The organism is Nostoc sp. UIC 10890, assembly GCF_054786515.1.
The window spans coordinates 4,492,486-4,510,601 of sequence record NZ_JBSGKF010000001.1 but is presented as its reverse complement, the minus strand read 5'-3'; the positions used below and the strand labels follow the sequence as shown (position 1 = coordinate 4,510,601).

The window sequence follows — 18,116 nt, the reverse complement described above, 5'->3', positions numbered from 1 at the left end:
ATCGCGATCGTTTTTATTCAGAGCCACCCTAATTTATCCGCAGCGTAATAATTACGAATTACGAATTACATTGACTCACTCTCTATCTCTGTTTGCAACAACTGTACATCTTCAATTGATAACCCAGTTAATTTTGCCACTTCCTCTAAAGGAATTTGGCTTTTGAGTAGATTTGCCGCAACCCGCCGAATCCCCTCTTGTAAGCCTTCGGCTCTACCTTTGGCTTTAGCTTCAGCCTCAATCTCTTGATAAATTACAGATTCGCGCATAACGTGGATTATTCAAGCCAGGGGTTACCAAAAGTATTATTATGTTAGCTTTTAAACCTCAAAGTGAACGTGCTTTAACTGAAATTACAACTGTTTAAATAATTAAATATCATTTTATGCTAACTATCATTGGTTGCGGAAATCTCAATCGCAGTGACGACGCAGTAGGCGTAATCATCGCCCAACGCTTACAGAAATATCTAGCTGAAAACCCTCATCCTGATGTGCGAGTTTATGACTGTGGCACCGCAGGGATGGAAGTAATGTTTCAAGCTAGAGGTAGTAAACAATTAGTAATTATTGATGCAAGTTCAACTGGTTCTGAACCGGGTGCTGTGTTTAAAGTTCCAGGAAAAGAACTGGAAGCAATGCCCGAACCTAGTTATAACTTGCACGATTTTCGTTGGGATAATGCTTTAGCCGCCGGAAAGAAAATCTTTCAAAATGACTTTCCCGAAGATGTAACAGTTTATTTAATTGAGGCGGCAAATCTTGGTTTTGGACTAGAGTTAAGTCCTGCTATTAAACATTCTGCTGATTTGGTTTTTGAAGAGGTAGCTGCACTTATCAGCCAGAATAATAAGTAAAAATTCCTAACTTCTGTACAGACGCGATTAATCGCGTCTCTCCAATCTTTTATGCCCAATCCCGATAAACAGAAAGTTCATCTACTCTCATTTCAAAAGGTATACCTTGACTTTCTGGCGGACAAACACGGATTTTTGCACTGTTAACAATTCCATATAGTAATGTCCCCATTGGCACAATTTTTTGCAAAACACGCCAATTAATAACTTGATCGGGACATTCAATTACCAATGTCAGAGCATTGGCGTGGGTTGTGACATACCACCGACAATCAGACAGAAGATTTTGAATGGTGCGATCGCACGCTTCATAAAAGTATCTGCTAATAGAATCCTCTAGCTGTTGCCGCAGTATAATATCCGCAGATGTCGGTTGCATAGGATGTGAGTCATCACTATTAAAGTAATACATCTTTTTAGCCATCTCTCTTTAGTTTCCTACTTATATTCCAATTACCATCCCATAAAGTACATCTTTATTTGTCTCTAATAATTCTTGGATTTCGTCATCATAATAAGCACCAATTCCACTACACTGAATTCCCAAATAATTACTAGTTAAATAAAGTCTCTGTCCCAGAAAACCAGCTATTTGCATAGCAGTTTGATAATTTAAATAATCTGACACAAAAAATAAAGTTACAGCGCCATCTCTAGCAATAGCCTGATTAATACATAAGTAACCTGTCTTTTCACTAAAATTACCTGTCTTAATCAGATTTGTTCCTTTATATAACCCAGGTGTCATTCCATTTACTCGATGCACCACTGAGTAAATTTCTATTTCCTCATAGTTTTCTGTCGGTATTGATTGTTGAAGTTGTTGCACTACATATAAATAATCTTCTTGAGAAATAGCCTCTTTCCGGAAACGTCTAATAGAACGTCTATCCCAAACAGTTTGATAAAATTTATCCCGATCAAAATCAAATTGAGGATACTCTAATTTTTGCTGGCGACTCTTTTGTAGAGTAGTTGCTTGATAGGCATCTTCAATGAATTGATTGGATTCAAAATAATCAGTACCACAGACAAAAGGAATTTTCAGCCTTAAGTGTCTGATTTTCTTGTCTTGTACTTCTCCTGACACCACACAAGCAGTGATAAACTCTTTATTCTCAAATCCTAAATCTGAATTGAGCGAAAGTTTATCAAAGTCGAAAACTAGTTGTATATTTCGGTTGTGGAGAAAAGCTGAAGCTGCGATCGCACCTAAATGGTGTCCGCTATCTAATAAGCAATATCTTATGCTTCTATTTTGATATTTCCAGCTAGACCTATAATAAACACAACTAATTAAAAAGATGAATCCGTTGATACTTTTACCCGGTATAATATAACTCTCTAATCCATCATCAATTAATTCATAGATAAGAGTTAGACAATTATTCTCAACTTCTAGATGGTATATACCATCTACTATTCCCTCAATCCCGCGAACCTGTACGTAAACTTCTGTAGGATACAGAGCGCCTGCTGATGGATTCACCCGTAATTTATAAGGGCCATCTTTATATACTTTTTCTAGTGTTATCGCACTGGTTAATGAGATAAAAGAGTGAACAGGATTATTGAGATTTAATTTCACTCTCCGATAAAACTTGGGATAAACTTTAAATGAAGATGGCTGTGTTGAAGCATCTACATAATTTGGATCAAGTTGTACCGATAAGTAAGAATGCTTGGTAGCGTCATGATAGGCTTTTCCCGATATCTGACTTGATGGCATTTTTAAGTATCCTTAAAACTTCTACATTGCTAGCAAAATCTATCGCTTTATAATCGTCTAAGTTTTTTAAATATAAATTAGGATGGTGTTGTAAAAGTAACTTGACGACTTCTGTCTTTCCGGCTGATGCTGCGTACATTAAAACAGTTGCACCATTATCATTTTGGTTATCGATGTTAATGTTGACAGCCAGCAGCAAATTAATTAAATCGTAGTGATTAGCAAAACAAGCAAACCACAAAGCATTATTGCCATCGCTATTTCGAGCATTGATATCCGCACCTGCATCAATTAGTTCTTTGACTACTGCATAAAGTCCTTCTCTTGTAGCTTTCATCAAAGCTGTGTCACCATTTTCACCTGTCTGATTTAAATCACCAGGATTATAGCCTTTTGCTATTAGCCATTGGGTTGTTAAGTCACTCAATTTTTGACTGTTGGTTCGATTCATAACTACTCCTCAGTTAACTTTTTTACTAATATAAATTTGCTTGGCAAATAGAATGGTGAGCAATGCTCACCATTTTTGCAAAAACGTTATTTAAATTCTTTTAACTTACATATATGCTATCAATTTTATAAGTTTAAATTATGAATCATTTATAAAGAACAGCAAACATTATTCTTAAAAAAGCCTGAAAAATAATGGAAAAGCAGTAATTTTTACAGTTTTATTCCATAAGACAGATTAATAGCAGATATAGGTGTATTTAGATCCCCGACTTCTTGAAGAAGTCGGGGATCTGCACTTGAACAATAAGTGTGTATATTTTAAAATTTACTGGCAATGATAAGAATATAAGATATTGTCTACATCTTCGATGGTAAGACTTTGTTTATCAGCTAAAGCTTTCAACCTATGAGTAATATCTTTAAGCTGGGATAAATTAAAAGAAAGTCCTAATTCATTAGCTCGGTGATTAATCGCTTGTTTACCAGCTAATTTATGATTGATTAAAATTGAGCGCGTTACACCAAAACTCCGGGGGTTAATAGCTTCATAAGTCTCAGAACTATTGAGCATAGCTTTAGTATGAATACCAGCTTTATGACTGAAAGCACTCTCCCCAAAAATACAGTGATTAAAAGGAATAGAAATTCCAACTTTTCTTGCAACTAATTCATGCAAGTAAGCCAGTTCTTCTAAGCGATATTTATACTTAATCTGTTCTGGATTTGTAGCATATAACCTAGCGATAAATCCGGCTAGTGAGGTAATGCCATTGCGTTCACCAATACCAAGCACACAAGTATCGATATGAGTTGCTCCTGCTTCCAGTGCTGTATAACTGTTAGCATTTGCACATTCTGTATCATTATGGCCATGAAACTCAATATCTAAATTGGTAAACTGGCGCAAAGTCTTTACTAATTCAAATACTTGCATTGGGGTACTAATTCCTACCGTATCAGCAATTCCTATGCGTTTGACAACTCCTAATTTCTCAATCGCCGAGTAAATTTTGATTAAATCTTCTGTGGAAGTACGTGATGAATCCTCAGCAGAAAAACGTAACTCAATATTGGGAGCTTGCTGATGAATAAAAGTTAAAACTTCCGATGCTAAATCAATAATTTGATTAATATTTTTACCATGACTGAACTGACGCATCAAAGAAGAACTACCTATGGTTAAATTAATCCCAGCTACACCTGTGGCTAAAGCGACTTTAGCATCTTCTAAGTGACAGCGAATGTGAGTTAAGATTTTGGAAGGTAATCCTAACCCAGCTAATCGTTCACAGTCTTGTCTAGATTGAGGTGAAGCGATTGGTGAAGTTAACTCTATATATTCAACTCCAAATGCACCAAGCGCCTCAGCAATTTCGACTTTATCATCTGAGGAAAAATTGGCTTTTATAAATTGTTCACCTTCACGGAGAGTACTTTCTACAATTGCAAATTCAGATAGCGACATTGAGCAATCCTTGTGTTAACTATTGCTAAAGATATTTATTTATTGATTTTTATATTAACAGATTTACATAATCGAGAAATAATTACTTTTGCTGATTCTTGGGGACTGGCTATAATAGCAATTATAAGAGAGCGATCGCTTGTATCCATCGCTTCTAAAATCTGTTTCCTAGAAACTGAATTATAATAAGAACAGCTATACTAATATTGATAATAATATCCATCAATATTAGTTTTGTTTAAATTGTTTTATTTTACGCTTTGCAGTAAATAACCACGCATTTTTGTAATACTCGTCAAGTAGAGGCATCACCATTAGATAAATGATAATTATTTCAAAAATATTAAGATATCTTAAAGAAAGCTAGTTTTAAAATCAAAGCTTGCTACTTTACTAAAGTAAAAATAGTTAAGTTTGGTAAGTAAAAACATGGAAATTAGCGCTCGTAATTCTCTTAAGGGTACTGTCAAACAAGTTGTACATGGTTCAGTTAATACTGAGATAACTTTAGAACTAGCACCAGGAGTAGAGCTAGTGTCAATCATCACAAAATCATCGGCAGAAAAGCTAGGGCTTGCAGAAGGGAAACAAGCTTATGCCGTAATTAAATCATCAGATGTAATAGTTGCTGTTGATTGAAAAATAGAGTGGCTTACTTTACAAGCCACTCTATTTTTAATATCCAAATATTAATTAATTTTATTATCAACAATACGAACGTAAATGGCGCGAACACTTTCTATATCTAGTGCCAAATCTGTGTTTCCAATTGTGATAATCAAAGAGGGTAATTTTTGTTTTAAAGTGATAGTAGTCCCTGAGATTATTCCCATTGATATAAGTTGACCTAAGATTTTTTTATCCTGACTTTTACAGAAGGTGACAATTCCTTGCTCTCCTATTCTCAATAATTCTAATGAACAGCCAGTTACACTAAAACGGGTAAACATTTTAATTATAAATTAGGAATTGGGAAGGGAAGAAGGAAGTATATTTTCATCCTTCATCCTTCATTCTCTTTGGTCGCTAAAGGCATCAACCAAAGTAATAGTTTAAACGAGATACGCTTCTTGATGAGTCTTAATTGTGCAATTAGAACGAGGATAAGTTACACAAAGTAGAGCGTATCCTTTAGAAACCTGATCATCATCTAAAAAGTTTTGATCATCTTGATTAACTTCACCTTCGACAACCTTGCCAACACAGCTAGAGCAAGAACCTGCATGACAAGAAAAGGGCAACTCAATACCATTTTCTTCTGCTGCTTCTAAGATGGTGGTCTCTTCGTCAACTTCAATTGTGGCGTCGAGGTCTTCTTTTTTGTTGATTAATCTAACTTGGTAGGAAGCCATTTTCCGATTCTCCTCAAACGTTATACAGTTGGTCTAATTTCCGAAGTTTTTGAGCAACCTATCCTACTTTTTGCTTCTTTTGTTCTTACAGAGATGCTAAGTTTATTCAGCTTCTGTATGAGGGTGAGAGATGCAAAGCGAACTAGAGGCTAATAAGCTTGCGGCATGGCTTCTCTAAGAGACGCTCCGCGATCGCTTACCGCATCTATAGAAAGCCTCTACAATCAGACTTGGCGCTAGATGTTAGCTGCAAGGTACACCAGTAGGCGTACCGTCGTCTGTTTTGAAGGATTTTCCACAACCGCAGGTATCAGTTGCATTGGGGTTGATGAATTTAAAACCGCTTTCCATCACACCCTCAACGAAGTCAACAATAACTCCGTCTAATAACGGCGCACTTTTGGCATCAACGTAAACCAGCACTTTGCCTTGCTGACTTACTAAATCATCTGGTTGGGGCTTGCTGGTGATATCAATTGCATATTCATAGCCACTGCAACCACCATCTTTTACCGAGATGCGAACACCTTTAGTTGCGCCATTAGCGTCGGGTGCGGAACCTTTGAGGAATGCTCGCAGATGGAATTCTGCTTTTTCTGATAAGATAACGGCCATTAAGTCTCCTGATTTGTAGCGATTAGTTGTTCTGATTTCAGGTGTGGGTTGTCATTTGTTAGTTGTCATTTGTCAGTTGTCCTTTGTTATTCACTAATGACCAATGACTAATGACTAATGACTATGTTGTGTAATACCAGTGGGTTCCATCGAATTGGATTGTGCGTGTCTCCAAGGCGCACTATTGCCGCATACTGGACAAGAGCGATCGCGGTGAGAACGGCGTTTAGCAAATTCCATCCGATTTAGGTCGATTGTCAGCAATTGCGACAATAGAGGCTGACTAAACCCGGTGATCAGCTTGATAGCTTCCAAAGCTGTTAAACAAGCTAGGGTTCCAGAAACAGCGCCTAGAACTGAAAAACCGCGCTGATCCCACTCAGGCTTTTCTGGAAACAGACAAGACAAGCAAGGAGTCACACCAGGAATAATCGTTGTCAGGTAAGCCTCCATGCCATTCATTGCAGCTTCCACCATTGGCTTACGCGATCGCACACAGGCTTCATTTAACAAATTGCGCTCTGTAAAATTGTGGGCGCAATCAAGAGCCATATCAGCAGATTGCACTAACGAATCTACATTTTCCGGGGTGATGTAATCATGAACAATTTCCACTTGGACATCAGGATTAATCGCGTCCAGAGTTTCTTTAGCTTTGAATACCCTTGGCTTACCTACCCAATCATCAGTCATGAGAACCTGACGATTCATATCATCTAGCCGCAAGTCACCACCCCGGACTAGGATTAGCCGCCCAACGCCCGCTACTGCTAAGTAAAGCGCCGCTGTACCGCCTAATCCTCCCACACCTGTAACCAAAACTGTCGCTGACTTTAGGCGTTTCTGTGCTGTTTCGCCAAAATTTGGAAGCATCATTTGGCGACGATAGCGTTCTAATTCGGTAGGCGTTAGGTTAACCAATTTATACCTCCTAATCAGAAGTGATTTCTGTCAGTGTGACTACATTTTTCGGCTTATCGTTAAACACTTTGAACAGCTTTTGTTCATAAGCTGTCGATTCGATAAATAACTGATAAGCTTTTTGCAAAGCCAAAGAATATTGATTTAATTTCTCTTCTTGACTTAAGTCAGGAGAATTATCATCAATTTCCTGCATGTGTTGAGAAAACTTTTTCAGAATATGTAGACGATGTACATTTACAACTTCTAAGTCGTAGGACATATTAAAGAATTGAAAAAATTCTTCTGCATCTACGAGCTTCTTGAATTCATCAATAGTTCCAGTCATTTAGCATTCTCCAATTGTTTCAGATGTTGCTTAAGTTCATCTAACTGGCGATAGATTTCATAAGTTGCGGCGGCAACATCCATAAGTTGTTTGTAATCTGTTGGTAGACCTTCAGCTAAATCATGCAGATCCATTTTCATTTGACCTGCTTTGCTGTTGAGTCGTCTGATTTTTGCTTGTAGTTCCTCAATTGTCATTTGTCCTTTGTCCTTCGTCATTTGTCCTTTGTCCGTTGTCATTAGTCAGTTGTCTTTTGTACTTTGTCAGTAGTTACTTACCAATGACTCATGACTAATGACCAATGACTAATGACCAATGACCAATGACTAATTAAATTTTGCCAACTTCAGGAAAGCGCTTCGCCAAATCAAGACCTTTTTTGACGTAGTTCTCTCCCTCTTCTGCTAATTTCTCTAGCGAGTCAAAGCCAAAGCGATGAGCATCTCGCAGAGTTTTCACAGTTAACAAAAGACGACCAGAAAAAACTAGCGCCCAGCCAAATCCTTCATGGCTCAAATCAACTACAACCTGGGATATCAAACCTGTTTCTTGTTCAATCCCAGCCGCTACAGCCCGAAAAAATGCCATAATCCGGGCTTGAGTTACCGCATCAACTTCGCCCTCAACGGAGATTTCCCGTTTCTTTTGTTTGGTAACAATAAAGGGTTTGAGAATCAACTCATCCGACCAAGTACGATACACTCCATAACTGTCTTGACCACGGATTTGTTTGATTAATACCTTCAGAAAAGGTGAGTTCAAGACTTCAGTTGTAGCGGTTCCGTTAACACTATTATTTGCGGTCATACTGTTGCTTCGTCTTCAATTTCATCAGCAAAGTTTGTGGTTTTTGGCTGCAAAGCTTTACGCAACCAAGGTGGAGGATTACCTTTGAGCGTTTTCACTAGCTTATTTAGCACTTCACTAATTTCTTCTTCTTCTGATCGCGCCTTCACTGGGGTGACACCTTTCTTGATTAACCGAGCGGCGGCACTACCACCAATTGCTGTTACATAAACAATCGTACAGTCGCCTATTGCTTCAAGTTTTGGGGTGATTTTGTCTTCATTACCATCTTCTTTGAGTTCGCCTTCAAAGGTGAGGGTTTCTACGAAGTGATATCCCTCATCGGTAATTTCGTAAACATCAATCATTTTTGCCCATCCGAAGTGGGCGTTAATATGAACTCGGTCGCTCGTCGTGAAGGCTATTTTCATTGTAATTCTCCTCTCTAAAGTTTTGAATTTTGAAGCAATACGGTTCAGTTAGTAATATTTAGTCTCGGAAGATCCCCCTTAAAAAGCTACGATATACAAGTCGGAAATAGCTGATTACTGATTAACCAAGGTTTTACCCCACCCTAACCCTCCCCTTTATAAGGGGAGGGAACTAGATTTGATTTATTGTTTCCCCCCTTTATAAGGGGGGATTAAGGGGGGTAATTCGACTTGTGTATACACAAAAAGAGGGTTAGGGAGGATCAACTCTTAACTGAACTGTTTTGAATTTCAAGTGTGAATTCAAAACTCTGCGCTCACAGTTCCGAACTCTTGGAACTGCTTAACTCTCGCTTCTTCTGCCTCTAAAAATAGGTTGCCGATGCCAAACAAAAGTTCCATCGTGCCTCGATAGCCAATTTTGGTAAATTGACCATTACCTAAGCGGTCATAAATGGGCAATCCTAAACGATAAAGAGGAATCGAAAGGCGTTTTGCGATCGCACCCACATTCGAGTTACCAATCAGCAAATCAGAACCGCCTGCTAGACTCTCAAAGTCTTCTAAATCGCCGATGGTGATGCTTTTAACTGGGAGTTTTTCTAAGAGGTGCGATCGCGTGGTTGTCACCACAGCATGAATTTGCGCTCCCATCGATTGCAGGAAATGCACGGTTGACCACAACAAATCTGGTTCCAGTGCGAGAGAAACTCGTTTTGCACCGAAGTAAAAATGAGTGTCCAACATCGCATCTTGCAACTGACGACGTTGGCGGCGGTATTTTTCGGGTACGCTGTTACCGCTCAGAATCGCCAATGCTTGGATAAATTCATCTACTGGTTCTAATCCTGTCAGTTCGCCAAACACCTCATAAGGTGTGCCAAAGCGTTCTTCGAGAATCTTGGCAGCCCCCCGCATACTTTCACCCAATGCCAGGGTAAAAGCAGAACTACCGACTTCTCGTAACTGTTTTAAGGTCGTGCCACTGACTGTAACCGCACTATAATTATCCTCTAAATGACCATCTAGAGAAGCACCAAGGTCAGGTACAAAGATTGGCACTAGTCCAAAGGACGTTACCATCTCTTTAATTTCCTGTACATCTCCAGGTGTGAAAGCAGAACCCGCCAAAATTGTGACTTGTTCAGTTCTGAGTCCACCCGCGCGAGGAATTTCCTTAACTATGCTTTCGACAGCAACAGCAAAGCCATCTTGCAACGCACCTTTAAAATCTGGGGTAGGTGCAAAAACGATCGCTAAGTCATTCAATTCGGGATGGCGATCGCGGATTTCCTTAAGAAAGCCTTCAATGTCATCGCCTCTAGTTTCCGTTAACCCAGTGGTACATAAACCAATAATTTCTGGGTTAGCTTTTTCCACCAGAGTGAGAATTGCTTGCTCCACATTTTCTTCGCCACCCAAAATAGTAGTGACTTCCGTCATCGCTGTCGTAGCTAGGGGAATCGCTTCCCGGAAATGCCGCACTAGGACAACTTTGGCGAAAGCAGTACAACCTTGAGAACCGTGGAATAAGGGCATCGTCCCTTTCAATCCCAGAAAGGCTAAGGTTGCACCCAAAGCTTGACTTTGCTTGAGGGGATTAACTGTCAGTGCTTTGTTAGAAGCGGTAACGATCGCCATTAAACTTCCTCCTCATTCCACAGGGCGGACTTTCTCGTTCCCTGGCTCCGCCGGGGAATGCTGACAGTGAGGCTCTGCCTCATCTGCTCTATAAAGAAGGCAGAGCCTTCAGGAGTGCGTTCCCAGCCTGAGTCTGGGAACGAGGGTACAGCCACCATTAAACTTCCTCCTCTTCTTCCCAAGGAGCGGGTTTGCGTATTTGTTCCCAAATCGGGCTATACAAAGCTTCGTACAGTTCCCGCGCCATCTCAATCATTCCTACATAACCTGCATAAGGATGGTGACGTTCTTGGTTGATATCAAGGAAAGGAATTCGAGCTTTCAAAGCTGTATATTGGTTACGTCCACCAGCAATCAGCATATCTGCGCGAGTGTCTTTAACCAGTTGTAGCAATTCTTGAGCATTGCCTTTCTCTAGCATGATGCCATCGTTGCCAATCAACTTTTTGATTTTAGCTTTATCTTCTTCAGTACTTTTCCGAGTACTGGTAGCAACAACTTCAATGCCTAAGTCTCTAGCAGCCGAGATAATCGACCAACTCTTGACACCACCTGTATACAAAACAACCCGCTTACCTTTGAGTCGAGCGCGATAAGGAGCTAATGCCAAATCTAAAGCAGCAGTTTCTTCTGCAATTAGCTTTTCTGTCCGCTCCTGTAAATCAGCGTCGCCTAATTTAGCGGCGATGTTTCGCAGACAGCGATTCATATCATCGATGCCGTAGAAAGACTCTTCAATGTAAGGGATGTTGTAACGCTCCTCCATCTTTCTCGCCATATTGAGCAACGCTCGTGAGCAGATCATGACGTTGAGCTTGGCGCGGTGGGCGTAGCGAATTTCATTGTAGCGAGCATCGCCCGTAATTTTAGACAAAATACGGATGCCTAATTTTTCTAACAGTGGTGTTACTCCCCACATTTCACCGGCGATGTTATATTCACCGATTAAGTTAATATCATAGGGCGTTGTATGTTCCGGTTCTGCTGTGCCGACAACATATTCTAATAAAGATTCACCGCCAAAACGGTTGCCTAGATTTTTACTGCCAATGAATCCTGGAGCAATGACGGGAACAACAGGAGTACCAATTTTCTCAGCCGCCGCTTTGCAGACTGCATCGATATCATCGCCAATTAAGGCTGTAACGCAAGTGGCATAGACAAATACTGCTGCTGGTTGGTAGCGCTCGTGAAGTTCCAAAATTGCTTTGTAAAGCTTCTTTTCGCCACCAAAGATGACATCATTTTCACCCAAGTCAGTCGTAAAGCCCATTTTGTAGAGTTGAGGGCCAGACGACAAACTACCACGACTGCCCCAGGAATTACCAGCACAGGCGATCGGCCCGTGGACTAAATGAGCAGCATCTGCGATCGGCACTAGAGCAATCATTGCACCATCAAAGGCACAGCCCCCTTGAGCCGCGCCAGGTTGTGCCTGTTGAGCGCATGATTTATTTTTCTTTTCCGCTTGTTTGTGCTGATTATGTTCGCATCCTGTCTCAGTCAGCAGCTCGTTGATTTTGCCTTGGGTGCTTTTCATCTCTCTTCTCTTAATTGTTAATTGTCCTTTGTCATTTGTCATTTGTCCTTTGAATAACTAACAACTAATGACCAATGACCAATGACTAATGACCAATGACTAATGACTAACAAATGTATTTTGTGACATCCTCTCCACATACATCAGCGAGGTAAGATAGAGCGCGGAAACGCAATCCTACAAATTCGTCATATAAAGGATTGAGTTTACATAGTGGTGGGATATCAATAGTCTTCCCAAATAATTTAATTTGTCGCTCAAAGGGACAACAACAAGGAATTGTTTGACAAATTAGATGAGCGATGCGATTATTTTTAACCTGAATTCCATCCACCACACGGCGCAACGGATTAAGAAGATTGTGGAACCATCCTGGTTTTTTCTGGTTAGGTGGATGGTAATTAGGATGAGGATGAGTGTGAGTGTGTTCGTGAGTGTGATTGATGGTTTCCATTTATCAATTCCTTGGGTAAATGCTATCAAGAAAAAGGGGGGAATAATTCATAATTACGAATTACGAATTACGAATTACGAATTATTCCCCGCCCTTAATTAACACGTTGTGTTTCTACGCAATTTCTAACGAATCAAGTCGTAGGAAATATCTGTCTTAGAAGGAATGTTGGTGTTGCGATCGATTTCTTCAAACAGGGTGTTTACAGTCCAGTTGAGGAGGTTGATCACGCCTTGATAACCAATGGTGGCATAGCGGTGTAAGTGGTGGCGATCCATGATGGGGTAGCCGATTCTCACGAGGGGAATCTTGGTGTCGCGCCACAGGTACTTACCGTATGTGTTACCAACTAAGAAGTCTACTGGTTCGGTGAACAACAGTGAACGCATGTGCCACAAGTCCTTACCAGGCCAAACAGTTGCATGTTGACCGAAGGGGCTAGAAGCAAGCAGTTCTTTCATTTCTGCTTCAAATACTTCGTTGCTGTTGTGAACCAAGATATGCACAGGTTCAGCACCCATTTCTAGCATAAAGCCAACTACGCTGTATACTAAATCTGGTTCGCCGTAGATAGCGAAGCGCTTGCCGTGAATCCATGAGTGGGAGTCAGTCATGGCATCAACTGCACGACCGCGTTCGATTTCCAATTCTTCAGGAATGGGGATACCGCTCAATTCGCTGAGTTTCATCAAGAACTCATCAGTACCCTTAATGCCCCAAGGACGGGAAACTGAGGTTGGTTGCTTCCATTCTTTTTCGATGTACTCGCGGGTTTTGGGGGTAGAGTGTGCTTGCAGAGCGATCGTAGCTTTCGCATTGATTGAATCTGCCGCATCTTCTAACTTTGTACCACCTGGGTACATATCGAATTCACCTGTGTTTGGTGAATCCAAGTAGTCGCTGTTGTCGGCTAGAATTGTGTAGTCAAAGCCGAACAAAGAAGCAATCCGCTTGATTTCGCGGTTGTTGCCTACGTAGGTGTCAAAACCTGGGATGAAGTTGATTTTACCATTGCTGGTTTCTTTCTTATGACCTGCGGTCAAGTTAGAAAGAATTCCCTTCATCATGTTGTCGTAACCAGTGATGTGGGAACCGACAAAGCTAGGGGTGTGAGCGTAAGGTACTGGGAAATCTTGAGGAACTGAACCAGCACTCTTAGCGTTGTTGATGAATGCTTGTAAGTCATCACCGATTACTTCTGCCATACAGGTGGTGCAGACAGCGATCATCTTGGGCTTGTAGAGTTGGTAAGAGTTCGCCAAGCCGTCGATCATGTTTTGCAAACCACCAAACACGGCTGCATCTTCAGTCATTGAAGAAGATACACCAGAGAATGGTTCTTTGTAGTGACGGGTTAAGTGGGTGCGGAAGTAAGCAACGCAACCTTGAGAACCTTGAACGAAAGGTAGAGTACCTTCAAAACCAACAGCAGCAAAGATTGCTCCTAGTGGTTGGCAGCCTTTAGCAGGGTTAACGGTTAAAGCTTCACGAGCGAAGTTCTTTTCACGATAATCCCAACCCTTTGTCCACTCTGAAACCCGTTTTACTTCTTCGGGATCGTGACCGTTTTCAAACTGCTTTTTGTTTTCAAATAGCTGTTGGTACTCAGGCTGGTGGAATAACTCTACGTGATCTTGAATTTTTTCTGGATTCTGAGGCATTTCTGGATCTCCAAGCTTACTGAATTCTTTTACTGATTGAGGAATAAGGATTTGAAGCGGGGGTGGGAGATGGGAATATGATTCAAAATTCAAAATGCAAAAATCAAAAGAAATTTTTAATTTTTCAGTTTTGAATTTTGGATTCCCAACTCCCCCCTGGGGTTTTAGCCCCAGGTTATCCTTACTTATCGCTCTCTCCCATTTCCCTAGACGGCAGCCTTAGCCTTAGCTTCAGCCTTCTTAGCCTGAGCTTTTTCATTCCAAGGAGCGCCAATTAATGACCAGGTTGGGCTGTTAAGTGCCAAGTCCATGTCGCGAGCGAAGATGGCAAAGCCGTCGTAACCATGATAAGGGCCGGAGTAATCCTTTTTGTGGTTTAATTCTTTTCAATAGCCTAATGTTTGCAGTAAACAGTGTGAGAGACAAACATTGTTCGCTGATAACACATTTATTTTTAGGCTAAATATAGGCTAAAAACACAGCGATGCATAATCAGGGTCAAGACAAGTATCAACAAGCTTTTGCAGACTTAGAGCCTGTTTCATCTACCGATGGCAGTTTTCTTGGCTCAAGTCTGCAAGCACAGCAGCAAAAAGAACACATGAGAACGAAAGTACTACTAGAATTAGAAAAAGTTAATCTGCGTTTGAAGTCTGCAAAGGCAAAGGTGACAATTAGAGAATCGAATGGAAGTCTTCAATTACGGGCGACGTTACCAATTAAACCGGGTGACAAAGATAGCAACGGTACTGGGAGAAAGCAATACAATCTCAGTTTGAATATTCCTGCTAACTTGGATGGACTCAAGACGGCTGAGGAAGAAGCCTATGAATTAGGAAAGTTAATTGCTCGTAAAACTTTTGAATGGAATGATAAATATTTAGGTAATGAGGCAATTAGAAAAGATTTTCAATCTATAGGTGAATTACTGGAAAAGTTTGAAGAAGAGTATTTTAAAACTCACAAACGCACAACAAAAAGCGAACATACTTTTTTCTATTATTTTTCTCGCACCAAGAGATTTACCAATCCTCAAGATTTAGCAAATGCTGAAAATTTGATCAGTTCAATTGAACAAATCGATAAAGAATGGGCTAAGTATAATGCAGCTAGAGCGATCGCAGCATTTTGTGTGACATTCAATATCGAAATTGATTTATCTAAATATTCCAAAATGCCTGAGAATAATTCCCGGAATATACCGACCGATGCAGAAATATCTGAGGGAATTATCAAGTTTGAAGATTATCAAAACAACAGAGGGAATCAAGTTAATCAAAACGTTCAAGATAGCTGGCAACTTTGGCGCTGGACGTATGGAATGTTAGCAGTTTTTGGTTTACGTCCACGGGAACTTTTTATTAATCCTGATATTGATTGGTGGTTGAGTCAAGAAAATCTAGATTTGACATGGAAAGTTCATAAGGATTCTAAGACTGGTGAGAGACAAGCATTACCATTACATCGGCAATGGATTGAGGATTTTGATTTGAGAAATCCTAAATATTTGGAGATGTTGAGGAGTGCAATCGCTAAAAAAGATAACACAAATCATGCTGAGATAACGGCATTAACACAGCGAGTTAGTTGGTGGTTTCGTAAGATAGGATTGGATTTTAAACCTTATGATTTACGTCATGCTTGGGCAATTCGGGCGCATATTTTGGGAATACCAATTAAAGCGGCGGCGGATAATTTAGGGCATAGTGTACAAGTTCACACGCAAACTTATCAGCGTTGGTTTTCGCTAGATATGCGAAAGTTGGCAATGAATCAAGCTTTGAGTAAGAGGAATGAAGTTGAGTTGATTAGGGAGGAGAATGCAAAGTTGAGGATGGAGAATGACAAGTTGAGATTAGAGGTTGAGAAGTTGAGAATGGAAATGGTTTATAAACAAAGTTAACTTTCCTGATAAATCATACCAGTTTTAGATAATTTGCTATGATTTATAGGTGAAAAATCATCAACAATAGAAATATACATTACAAAAGTATGGCAATAGAAACTCTGAACCAAATACTTAAGCAGCTTGAGACACTTGAACTAAAAGAGCTTCAGCAGCTTAATCAGACAATTCAAAAGTATCTTTCTGATAATGAAGAAACTGTTAAACAAGCAGCATTTCACCAAGCCCTGATCGATTCTGGCTTAGTGAAGCAGATCAAGCATCCTGCTTACGAGCCAATAACTGAGCGACGACTAATTCATGCTGAGGGAAAGCCTGTTTCTGAAAGTATCATTGAGGAACGCCGTTAGATGGCAGTTTATTTTCTGGACAGTAGCGCATTAGTTAAGCGTTATATTAGCGAAACTGGATCAGTTTGGGTTCTGGGGCTATTTGATCCGGCTCTCAACAATGAAGCATTTATTGCTGCAATAACTGGTGTGGAAATTATAGCGGCAATTACTAGGCGATCGCGCAGTGGAAGTATTAGCATTACAGATGCGACAATAACACGTAATCAGTTCAAAATTGATTTACAGAAAGACTATCAAATTGTTGAAATCACAGAAAATATCATTAATTCTGGAATGGTATTATCTGAAATTTATGGTTTAAGAGGTTATGATGCTATCCAACTAGCAGTAGGTCGTGTAGTCAACACCATTTCCATTGCTAATGGATTACCTCCTATTACCTTTGTGTCCGCAGATAATGAGTTGAATTCAGCAGTTGTAAGTGAGGGACTAATGATTGAAAACCCTAATAGTCACCCATAATGCAAACTCAGATGCTACAATTATTAAATCAAAGATGATCGCTCAACCTGAAAAATCTGAAAACAAAGCCAGTAAATTAAACGCCAAAAAAGATAATGAACCTTGGAATGGTCGTGATTTTTATGTCAATCTTGGCGAAGGCAAACATAGAAACTGGAATGACTGCCAGAGATATCGTTTTATCTCTGGTGGTAGTGAGGAAAAGTATAACCGACCCATAATAAAGTTGCTGTCTCCTGGGTCGCGTGTATTTGTCTACATACCCCAAACTGGTTATGTGGGCGTTGGTCTAGTAACACATCCTGCTGTACCTGTAAGAGATTTCAAGGTATTGGTCAATTGGATAAAAACAGTGTCTAAAAGTGAAGCATACCGCTACGAAACAGGGCTTTTTACAAACCAGAATATAGTATGTCAAATGAAAAGCCATTTTACAATAGAAAGGCTATCTCAATATTTTGAGTTAGACGATTAACCGTAATTTAACAATTGTGTTGCAGTATAGTAACATCTTTCCCATAGTGTGCATTCTGGAAAAACAACGCCGCGATAAATTTCTGTCATCGATAATGCGATCGCAACTGAATCTAAAGAAATAGATACCTCTAAGCTGCTAAAATCACTGAGCAACCAACCTTCAGCTTGTTTACTATAGCGTTCCACAAAAGGTTCATCCTGCTCGACTAACAAATATTCCTTAAAACTCGCAATTGAGCGATACATCCGAAATTTACTGAGTCGGTCGTAATCTGCGGTGGAAGGAGATAAGACTTCAACAATCAGCACGGGATTTAAGACTTCATCTAAACGTAGACGCTCCTACGGCTTGTCGTAGACATCGCCATTTAGTTGTGGTTCGCCGTCAAAAACCATTATATCTGGATATACTCCGCGTCGATGTTCGGGAATCCACAGCCGTAAATCGGTGTTAATTGGCTCGAATTGAGTATCGCGGAGCAAAAACTTCAGAAAGGCAAAAATATTGCCACCGATGCGGCTGTGTTTGAGCGTTCCTCCGGCCATAGGTACAATTTCTCCATTTCGATATTCGCTGCGTCCTTCGGCTTTTTCTTCGATCGCACGATATTCATCCAAGCTGTAGCGGCGCGAGATGGTAGAAATCATAGGTCGTAAGCGATCGCATTAGCCATAATACAACAATA

24 protein-coding genes and 2 pseudogenes are annotated in these 18,116 nt (G+C 40.2%); 6 read left to right on the top strand and 20 right to left on the bottom strand.

Annotated elements, in window-relative coordinates:
• Positions 1-65: 65 nt before the first annotated feature.
• Positions 66-269 carry a hypothetical protein gene (locus tag ACWATR_RS18645; protein ID WP_460335440.1) on the bottom strand — a complete coding sequence of 68 codons (204 nt, stop codon included), beginning with the start codon at positions 267-269 and terminating at the stop codon, positions 66-68.
• Positions 270-385: 116 nt separating this feature from the next.
• Here ACWATR_RS18645 and ACWATR_RS18640 point away from each other — a divergent pair, with 116 nt between their 5' ends.
• On the top strand, positions 386-856 hold the full coding sequence (locus tag ACWATR_RS18640) for a hydrogenase maturation protease (protein WP_460335437.1): 471 nt from the start codon (positions 386-388) through the stop codon (positions 854-856).
• Positions 857-905: 49 nt separating this feature from the next.
• On the opposite strand, the gene ACWATR_RS18635 is transcribed toward ACWATR_RS18640, so the two are convergent.
• The 4 genes from ACWATR_RS18635 to lysS form a co-directional block, all read right to left on the bottom strand.
• Positions 906-1,280 carry a hypothetical protein gene (locus ACWATR_RS18635; RefSeq protein WP_460335434.1) on the bottom strand — a complete coding sequence of 125 codons (375 nt, stop codon included), beginning with the start codon at positions 1,278-1,280 and terminating at the stop codon, positions 906-908.
• An 18-nt stretch (positions 1,281-1,298) separates the two neighbouring features.
• Entirely contained in the window at positions 1,299-2,585 is a 1,287-nt protein-coding gene (locus ACWATR_RS18630; RefSeq protein ID WP_460335431.1) for a SagB/ThcOx family dehydrogenase, read from the bottom strand.
• Complete coding sequence (locus tag ACWATR_RS18625) at positions 2,548-3,036, bottom strand: ankyrin repeat domain-containing protein (protein ID WP_460335428.1); 489 nt, start codon at positions 3,034-3,036, stop codon at positions 2,548-2,550. The genes ACWATR_RS18630 and ACWATR_RS18625 overlap by 38 nt, the downstream gene beginning before the upstream one ends.
• Before the next feature lie 327 nt (positions 3,037-3,363).
• Complete coding sequence (lysS, locus tag ACWATR_RS18620) at positions 3,364-4,503, bottom strand: homocitrate synthase (protein WP_460335425.1); 1,140 nt, start codon at positions 4,501-4,503, stop codon at positions 3,364-3,366.
• 429 nt (positions 4,504-4,932) lie between these two features.
• On the opposite strand from lysS, the gene ACWATR_RS18615 reads away from it, so the two are divergent.
• The gene (locus ACWATR_RS18615; protein ID WP_460335422.1) at positions 4,933-5,142 is read left to right on the top strand and encodes a TOBE domain-containing protein; all 210 of its coding nucleotides are present in this window, start codon (positions 4,933-4,935) and stop codon (positions 5,140-5,142) included.
• 50 nt (positions 5,143-5,192) lie between these two features.
• On the opposite strand, the gene ACWATR_RS18610 is transcribed toward ACWATR_RS18615, so the two are convergent.
• The 14 genes and pseudogenes from ACWATR_RS18610 to ACWATR_RS18545 form a co-directional block, all read right to left on the bottom strand.
• Positions 5,193-5,453 (bottom strand): FeoA family protein, encoded by a 261-nt coding sequence (locus ACWATR_RS18610; RefSeq protein WP_460335419.1) that lies wholly within the window; start codon positions 5,451-5,453, stop codon positions 5,193-5,195.
• Positions 5,454-5,555: 102 nt separating this feature from the next.
• Positions 5,556-5,855 (bottom strand): 2Fe-2S iron-sulfur cluster-binding protein, encoded by a 300-nt coding sequence (locus ACWATR_RS18605; RefSeq protein ID WP_335195528.1) that lies wholly within the window; start codon positions 5,853-5,855, stop codon positions 5,556-5,558.
• 243 nt (positions 5,856-6,098) lie between these two features.
• Entirely contained in the window at positions 6,099-6,470 is a 372-nt protein-coding gene (locus ACWATR_RS18600; protein WP_094327427.1) for a HesB/IscA family protein, read from the bottom strand.
• A 114-nt stretch (positions 6,471-6,584) separates the two neighbouring features.
• Entirely contained in the window at positions 6,585-7,391 is an 807-nt protein-coding gene (locus ACWATR_RS18595; RefSeq protein ID WP_289794964.1) for a HesA/MoeB/ThiF family protein, read from the bottom strand.
• Between the two features lie 10 nt (positions 7,392-7,401).
• Positions 7,402-7,719 (bottom strand): nitrogenase-stabilizing/protective protein NifW, encoded by a 318-nt coding sequence (nifW, locus tag ACWATR_RS18590; RefSeq protein ID WP_114083655.1) that lies wholly within the window; start codon positions 7,717-7,719, stop codon positions 7,402-7,404.
• Positions 7,716-7,916 (bottom strand): CCE_0567 family metalloprotein, encoded by a 201-nt coding sequence (locus ACWATR_RS18585; protein WP_323229308.1) that lies wholly within the window; start codon positions 7,914-7,916, stop codon positions 7,716-7,718. The genes nifW and ACWATR_RS18585 overlap by 4 nt, the downstream gene beginning before the upstream one ends.
• Positions 7,917-8,049: 133 nt before the next feature.
• On the bottom strand, positions 8,050-8,526 hold the full coding sequence (locus tag ACWATR_RS18580) for a NifX-associated nitrogen fixation protein (protein ID WP_100900532.1): 477 nt from the start codon (positions 8,524-8,526) through the stop codon (positions 8,050-8,052).
• Positions 8,523-8,936 (bottom strand): nitrogen fixation protein NifX, encoded by a 414-nt coding sequence (gene nifX, locus ACWATR_RS18575; RefSeq protein ID WP_012407194.1) that lies wholly within the window; start codon positions 8,934-8,936, stop codon positions 8,523-8,525. The genes ACWATR_RS18580 and nifX overlap by 4 nt, the downstream gene beginning before the upstream one ends.
• Before the next feature lie 303 nt (positions 8,937-9,239).
• Positions 9,240-10,577, bottom strand: a complete 1,338-nt coding sequence (gene nifN / locus ACWATR_RS18570; protein WP_460335411.1) for a nitrogenase iron-molybdenum cofactor biosynthesis protein NifN — start codon at positions 10,575-10,577, stop codon at positions 9,240-9,242.
• On the bottom strand, positions 10,577-10,735 hold the full coding sequence (locus ACWATR_RS18565; RefSeq protein ID WP_420760121.1) for a hypothetical protein: 159 nt from the start codon (positions 10,733-10,735) through the stop codon (positions 10,577-10,579). Before ACWATR_RS18565 ends, nifN begins: the two co-directional genes overlap by 1 nt.
• The gene (gene nifE, locus ACWATR_RS18560) at positions 10,735-12,117 is read right to left on the bottom strand and encodes a nitrogenase iron-molybdenum cofactor biosynthesis protein NifE (protein WP_114083659.1); all 1,383 of its coding nucleotides are present in this window, start codon (positions 12,115-12,117) and stop codon (positions 10,735-10,737) included. Before nifE ends, ACWATR_RS18565 begins: the two co-directional genes overlap by 1 nt.
• Positions 12,118-12,223: 106 nt before the next feature.
• On the bottom strand, positions 12,224-12,571 hold the full coding sequence (locus ACWATR_RS18555) for a Mo-dependent nitrogenase C-terminal domain-containing protein (RefSeq protein ID WP_460335407.1): 348 nt from the start codon (positions 12,569-12,571) through the stop codon (positions 12,224-12,226).
• Positions 12,572-12,696: 125 nt separating this feature from the next.
• Positions 12,697-14,232 carry a nitrogenase molybdenum-iron protein subunit beta gene (gene nifK, locus ACWATR_RS18550; RefSeq protein WP_460335404.1) on the bottom strand — a complete coding sequence of 512 codons (1,536 nt, stop codon included), beginning with the start codon at positions 14,230-14,232 and terminating at the stop codon, positions 12,697-12,699.
• Positions 14,233-14,438: 206 nt separating this feature from the next.
• Positions 14,439-14,606: pseudogene (locus tag ACWATR_RS18545) on the bottom strand (nitrogenase molybdenum-iron protein alpha chain); the annotation flags it as partial.
• A gap of 110 nt (positions 14,607-14,716) precedes the next feature.
• Here ACWATR_RS18545 and ACWATR_RS18540 point away from each other — a divergent pair.
• The 4 genes from ACWATR_RS18540 to ACWATR_RS18525 all read left to right on the top strand — a co-directional run bounded on the left by ACWATR_RS18540 (position 14,717) and on the right by ACWATR_RS18525 (position 17,428).
• Complete coding sequence (locus ACWATR_RS18540) at positions 14,717-16,135, top strand: site-specific integrase (protein WP_460335401.1); 1,419 nt, start codon at positions 14,717-14,719, stop codon at positions 16,133-16,135.
• Positions 16,136-16,224: 89 nt separating this feature from the next.
• A complete protein-coding gene (locus ACWATR_RS18535) occupies positions 16,225-16,488 on the top strand; it encodes a hypothetical protein (RefSeq protein WP_460335398.1) in 264 nt (87 codons plus the stop codon).
• The gene (locus ACWATR_RS18530; RefSeq protein ID WP_460335395.1) at positions 16,489-16,953 is read left to right on the top strand and encodes a type II toxin-antitoxin system VapC family toxin; all 465 of its coding nucleotides are present in this window, start codon (positions 16,489-16,491) and stop codon (positions 16,951-16,953) included.
• Between the two features lie 34 nt (positions 16,954-16,987).
• On the top strand, positions 16,988-17,428 hold the full coding sequence (locus tag ACWATR_RS18525) for a hypothetical protein (protein ID WP_460335392.1): 441 nt from the start codon (positions 16,988-16,990) through the stop codon (positions 17,426-17,428).
• On the opposite strand, the pseudogene ACWATR_RS18520 reads toward ACWATR_RS18525, so the two are convergent.
• A pseudogene (locus tag ACWATR_RS18520) lies at positions 17,425-18,078 on the bottom strand (Uma2 family endonuclease). The gene ACWATR_RS18525 and the pseudogene ACWATR_RS18520 overlap by 4 nt on opposite strands.
• Positions 18,079-18,116: the final 38 nt, after the last annotated feature.

Coding starts and splice junctions, on each gene's coding strand:
- ACWATR_RS18565 (WP_420760121.1), bottom strand. CDS start 10,735: ATGGTGGCTGTACCCTCGTTCCCAGACTCAGGCTGGGAACGCACTCCT.
- ACWATR_RS18645 (WP_460335440.1), bottom strand. CDS start 269: ATGCGCGAATCTGTAATTTATCAAGAGATTGAGGCTGAAGCTAAAGCC.
- ACWATR_RS18540 (WP_460335401.1), top strand. CDS start 14,717: ATGCATAATCAGGGTCAAGACAAGTATCAACAAGCTTTTGCAGACTTA.
- nifK (WP_460335404.1), bottom strand. CDS start 14,232: ATGCCTCAGAATCCAGAAAAAATTCAAGATCACGTAGAGTTATTCCAC.
- ACWATR_RS18630 (WP_460335431.1), bottom strand. CDS start 2,585: ATGCCATCAAGTCAGATATCGGGAAAAGCCTATCATGACGCTACCAAG.
- ACWATR_RS18530 (WP_460335395.1), top strand. CDS start 16,489: ATGGCAGTTTATTTTCTGGACAGTAGCGCATTAGTTAAGCGTTATATT.
- ACWATR_RS18585 (WP_323229308.1), bottom strand. CDS start 7,916: ATGACAATTGAGGAACTACAAGCAAAAATCAGACGACTCAACAGCAAA.
- nifX (WP_012407194.1), bottom strand. CDS start 8,936: ATGAAAATAGCCTTCACGACGAGCGACCGAGTTCATATTAACGCCCAC.
- ACWATR_RS18615 (WP_460335422.1), top strand. CDS start 4,933: ATGGAAATTAGCGCTCGTAATTCTCTTAAGGGTACTGTCAAACAAGTT.
- ACWATR_RS18640 (WP_460335437.1), top strand. CDS start 386: ATGCTAACTATCATTGGTTGCGGAAATCTCAATCGCAGTGACGACGCA.
- lysS (WP_460335425.1), bottom strand. CDS start 4,503: ATGTCGCTATCTGAATTTGCAATTGTAGAAAGTACTCTCCGTGAAGGT.
- ACWATR_RS18635 (WP_460335434.1), bottom strand. CDS start 1,280: ATGGCTAAAAAGATGTATTACTTTAATAGTGATGACTCACATCCTATG.
- ACWATR_RS18535 (WP_460335398.1), top strand. CDS start 16,225: ATGGCAATAGAAACTCTGAACCAAATACTTAAGCAGCTTGAGACACTT.
- nifW (WP_114083655.1), bottom strand. CDS start 7,719: ATGACTGGAACTATTGATGAATTCAAGAAGCTCGTAGATGCAGAAGAA.
- ACWATR_RS18605 (WP_335195528.1), bottom strand. CDS start 5,855: ATGGCTTCCTACCAAGTTAGATTAATCAACAAAAAAGAAGACCTCGAC.
- ACWATR_RS18600 (WP_094327427.1), bottom strand. CDS start 6,470: ATGGCCGTTATCTTATCAGAAAAAGCAGAATTCCATCTGCGAGCATTC.
- ACWATR_RS18555 (WP_460335407.1), bottom strand. CDS start 12,571: ATGGAAACCATCAATCACACTCACGAACACACTCACACTCATCCTCAT.
- ACWATR_RS18625 (WP_460335428.1), bottom strand. CDS start 3,036: ATGAATCGAACCAACAGTCAAAAATTGAGTGACTTAACAACCCAATGG.
- nifE (WP_114083659.1), bottom strand. CDS start 12,117: ATGAAAAGCACCCAAGGCAAAATCAACGAGCTGCTGACTGAGACAGGA.
- ACWATR_RS18525 (WP_460335392.1), top strand. CDS start 16,988: ATGATCGCTCAACCTGAAAAATCTGAAAACAAAGCCAGTAAATTAAAC.
- ACWATR_RS18580 (WP_100900532.1), bottom strand. CDS start 8,526: ATGACCGCAAATAATAGTGTTAACGGAACCGCTACAACTGAAGTCTTG.
- nifN (WP_460335411.1), bottom strand. CDS start 10,577: ATGGCGATCGTTACCGCTTCTAACAAAGCACTGACAGTTAATCCCCTC.
- ACWATR_RS18610 (WP_460335419.1), bottom strand. CDS start 5,453: ATGTTTACCCGTTTTAGTGTAACTGGCTGTTCATTAGAATTATTGAGA.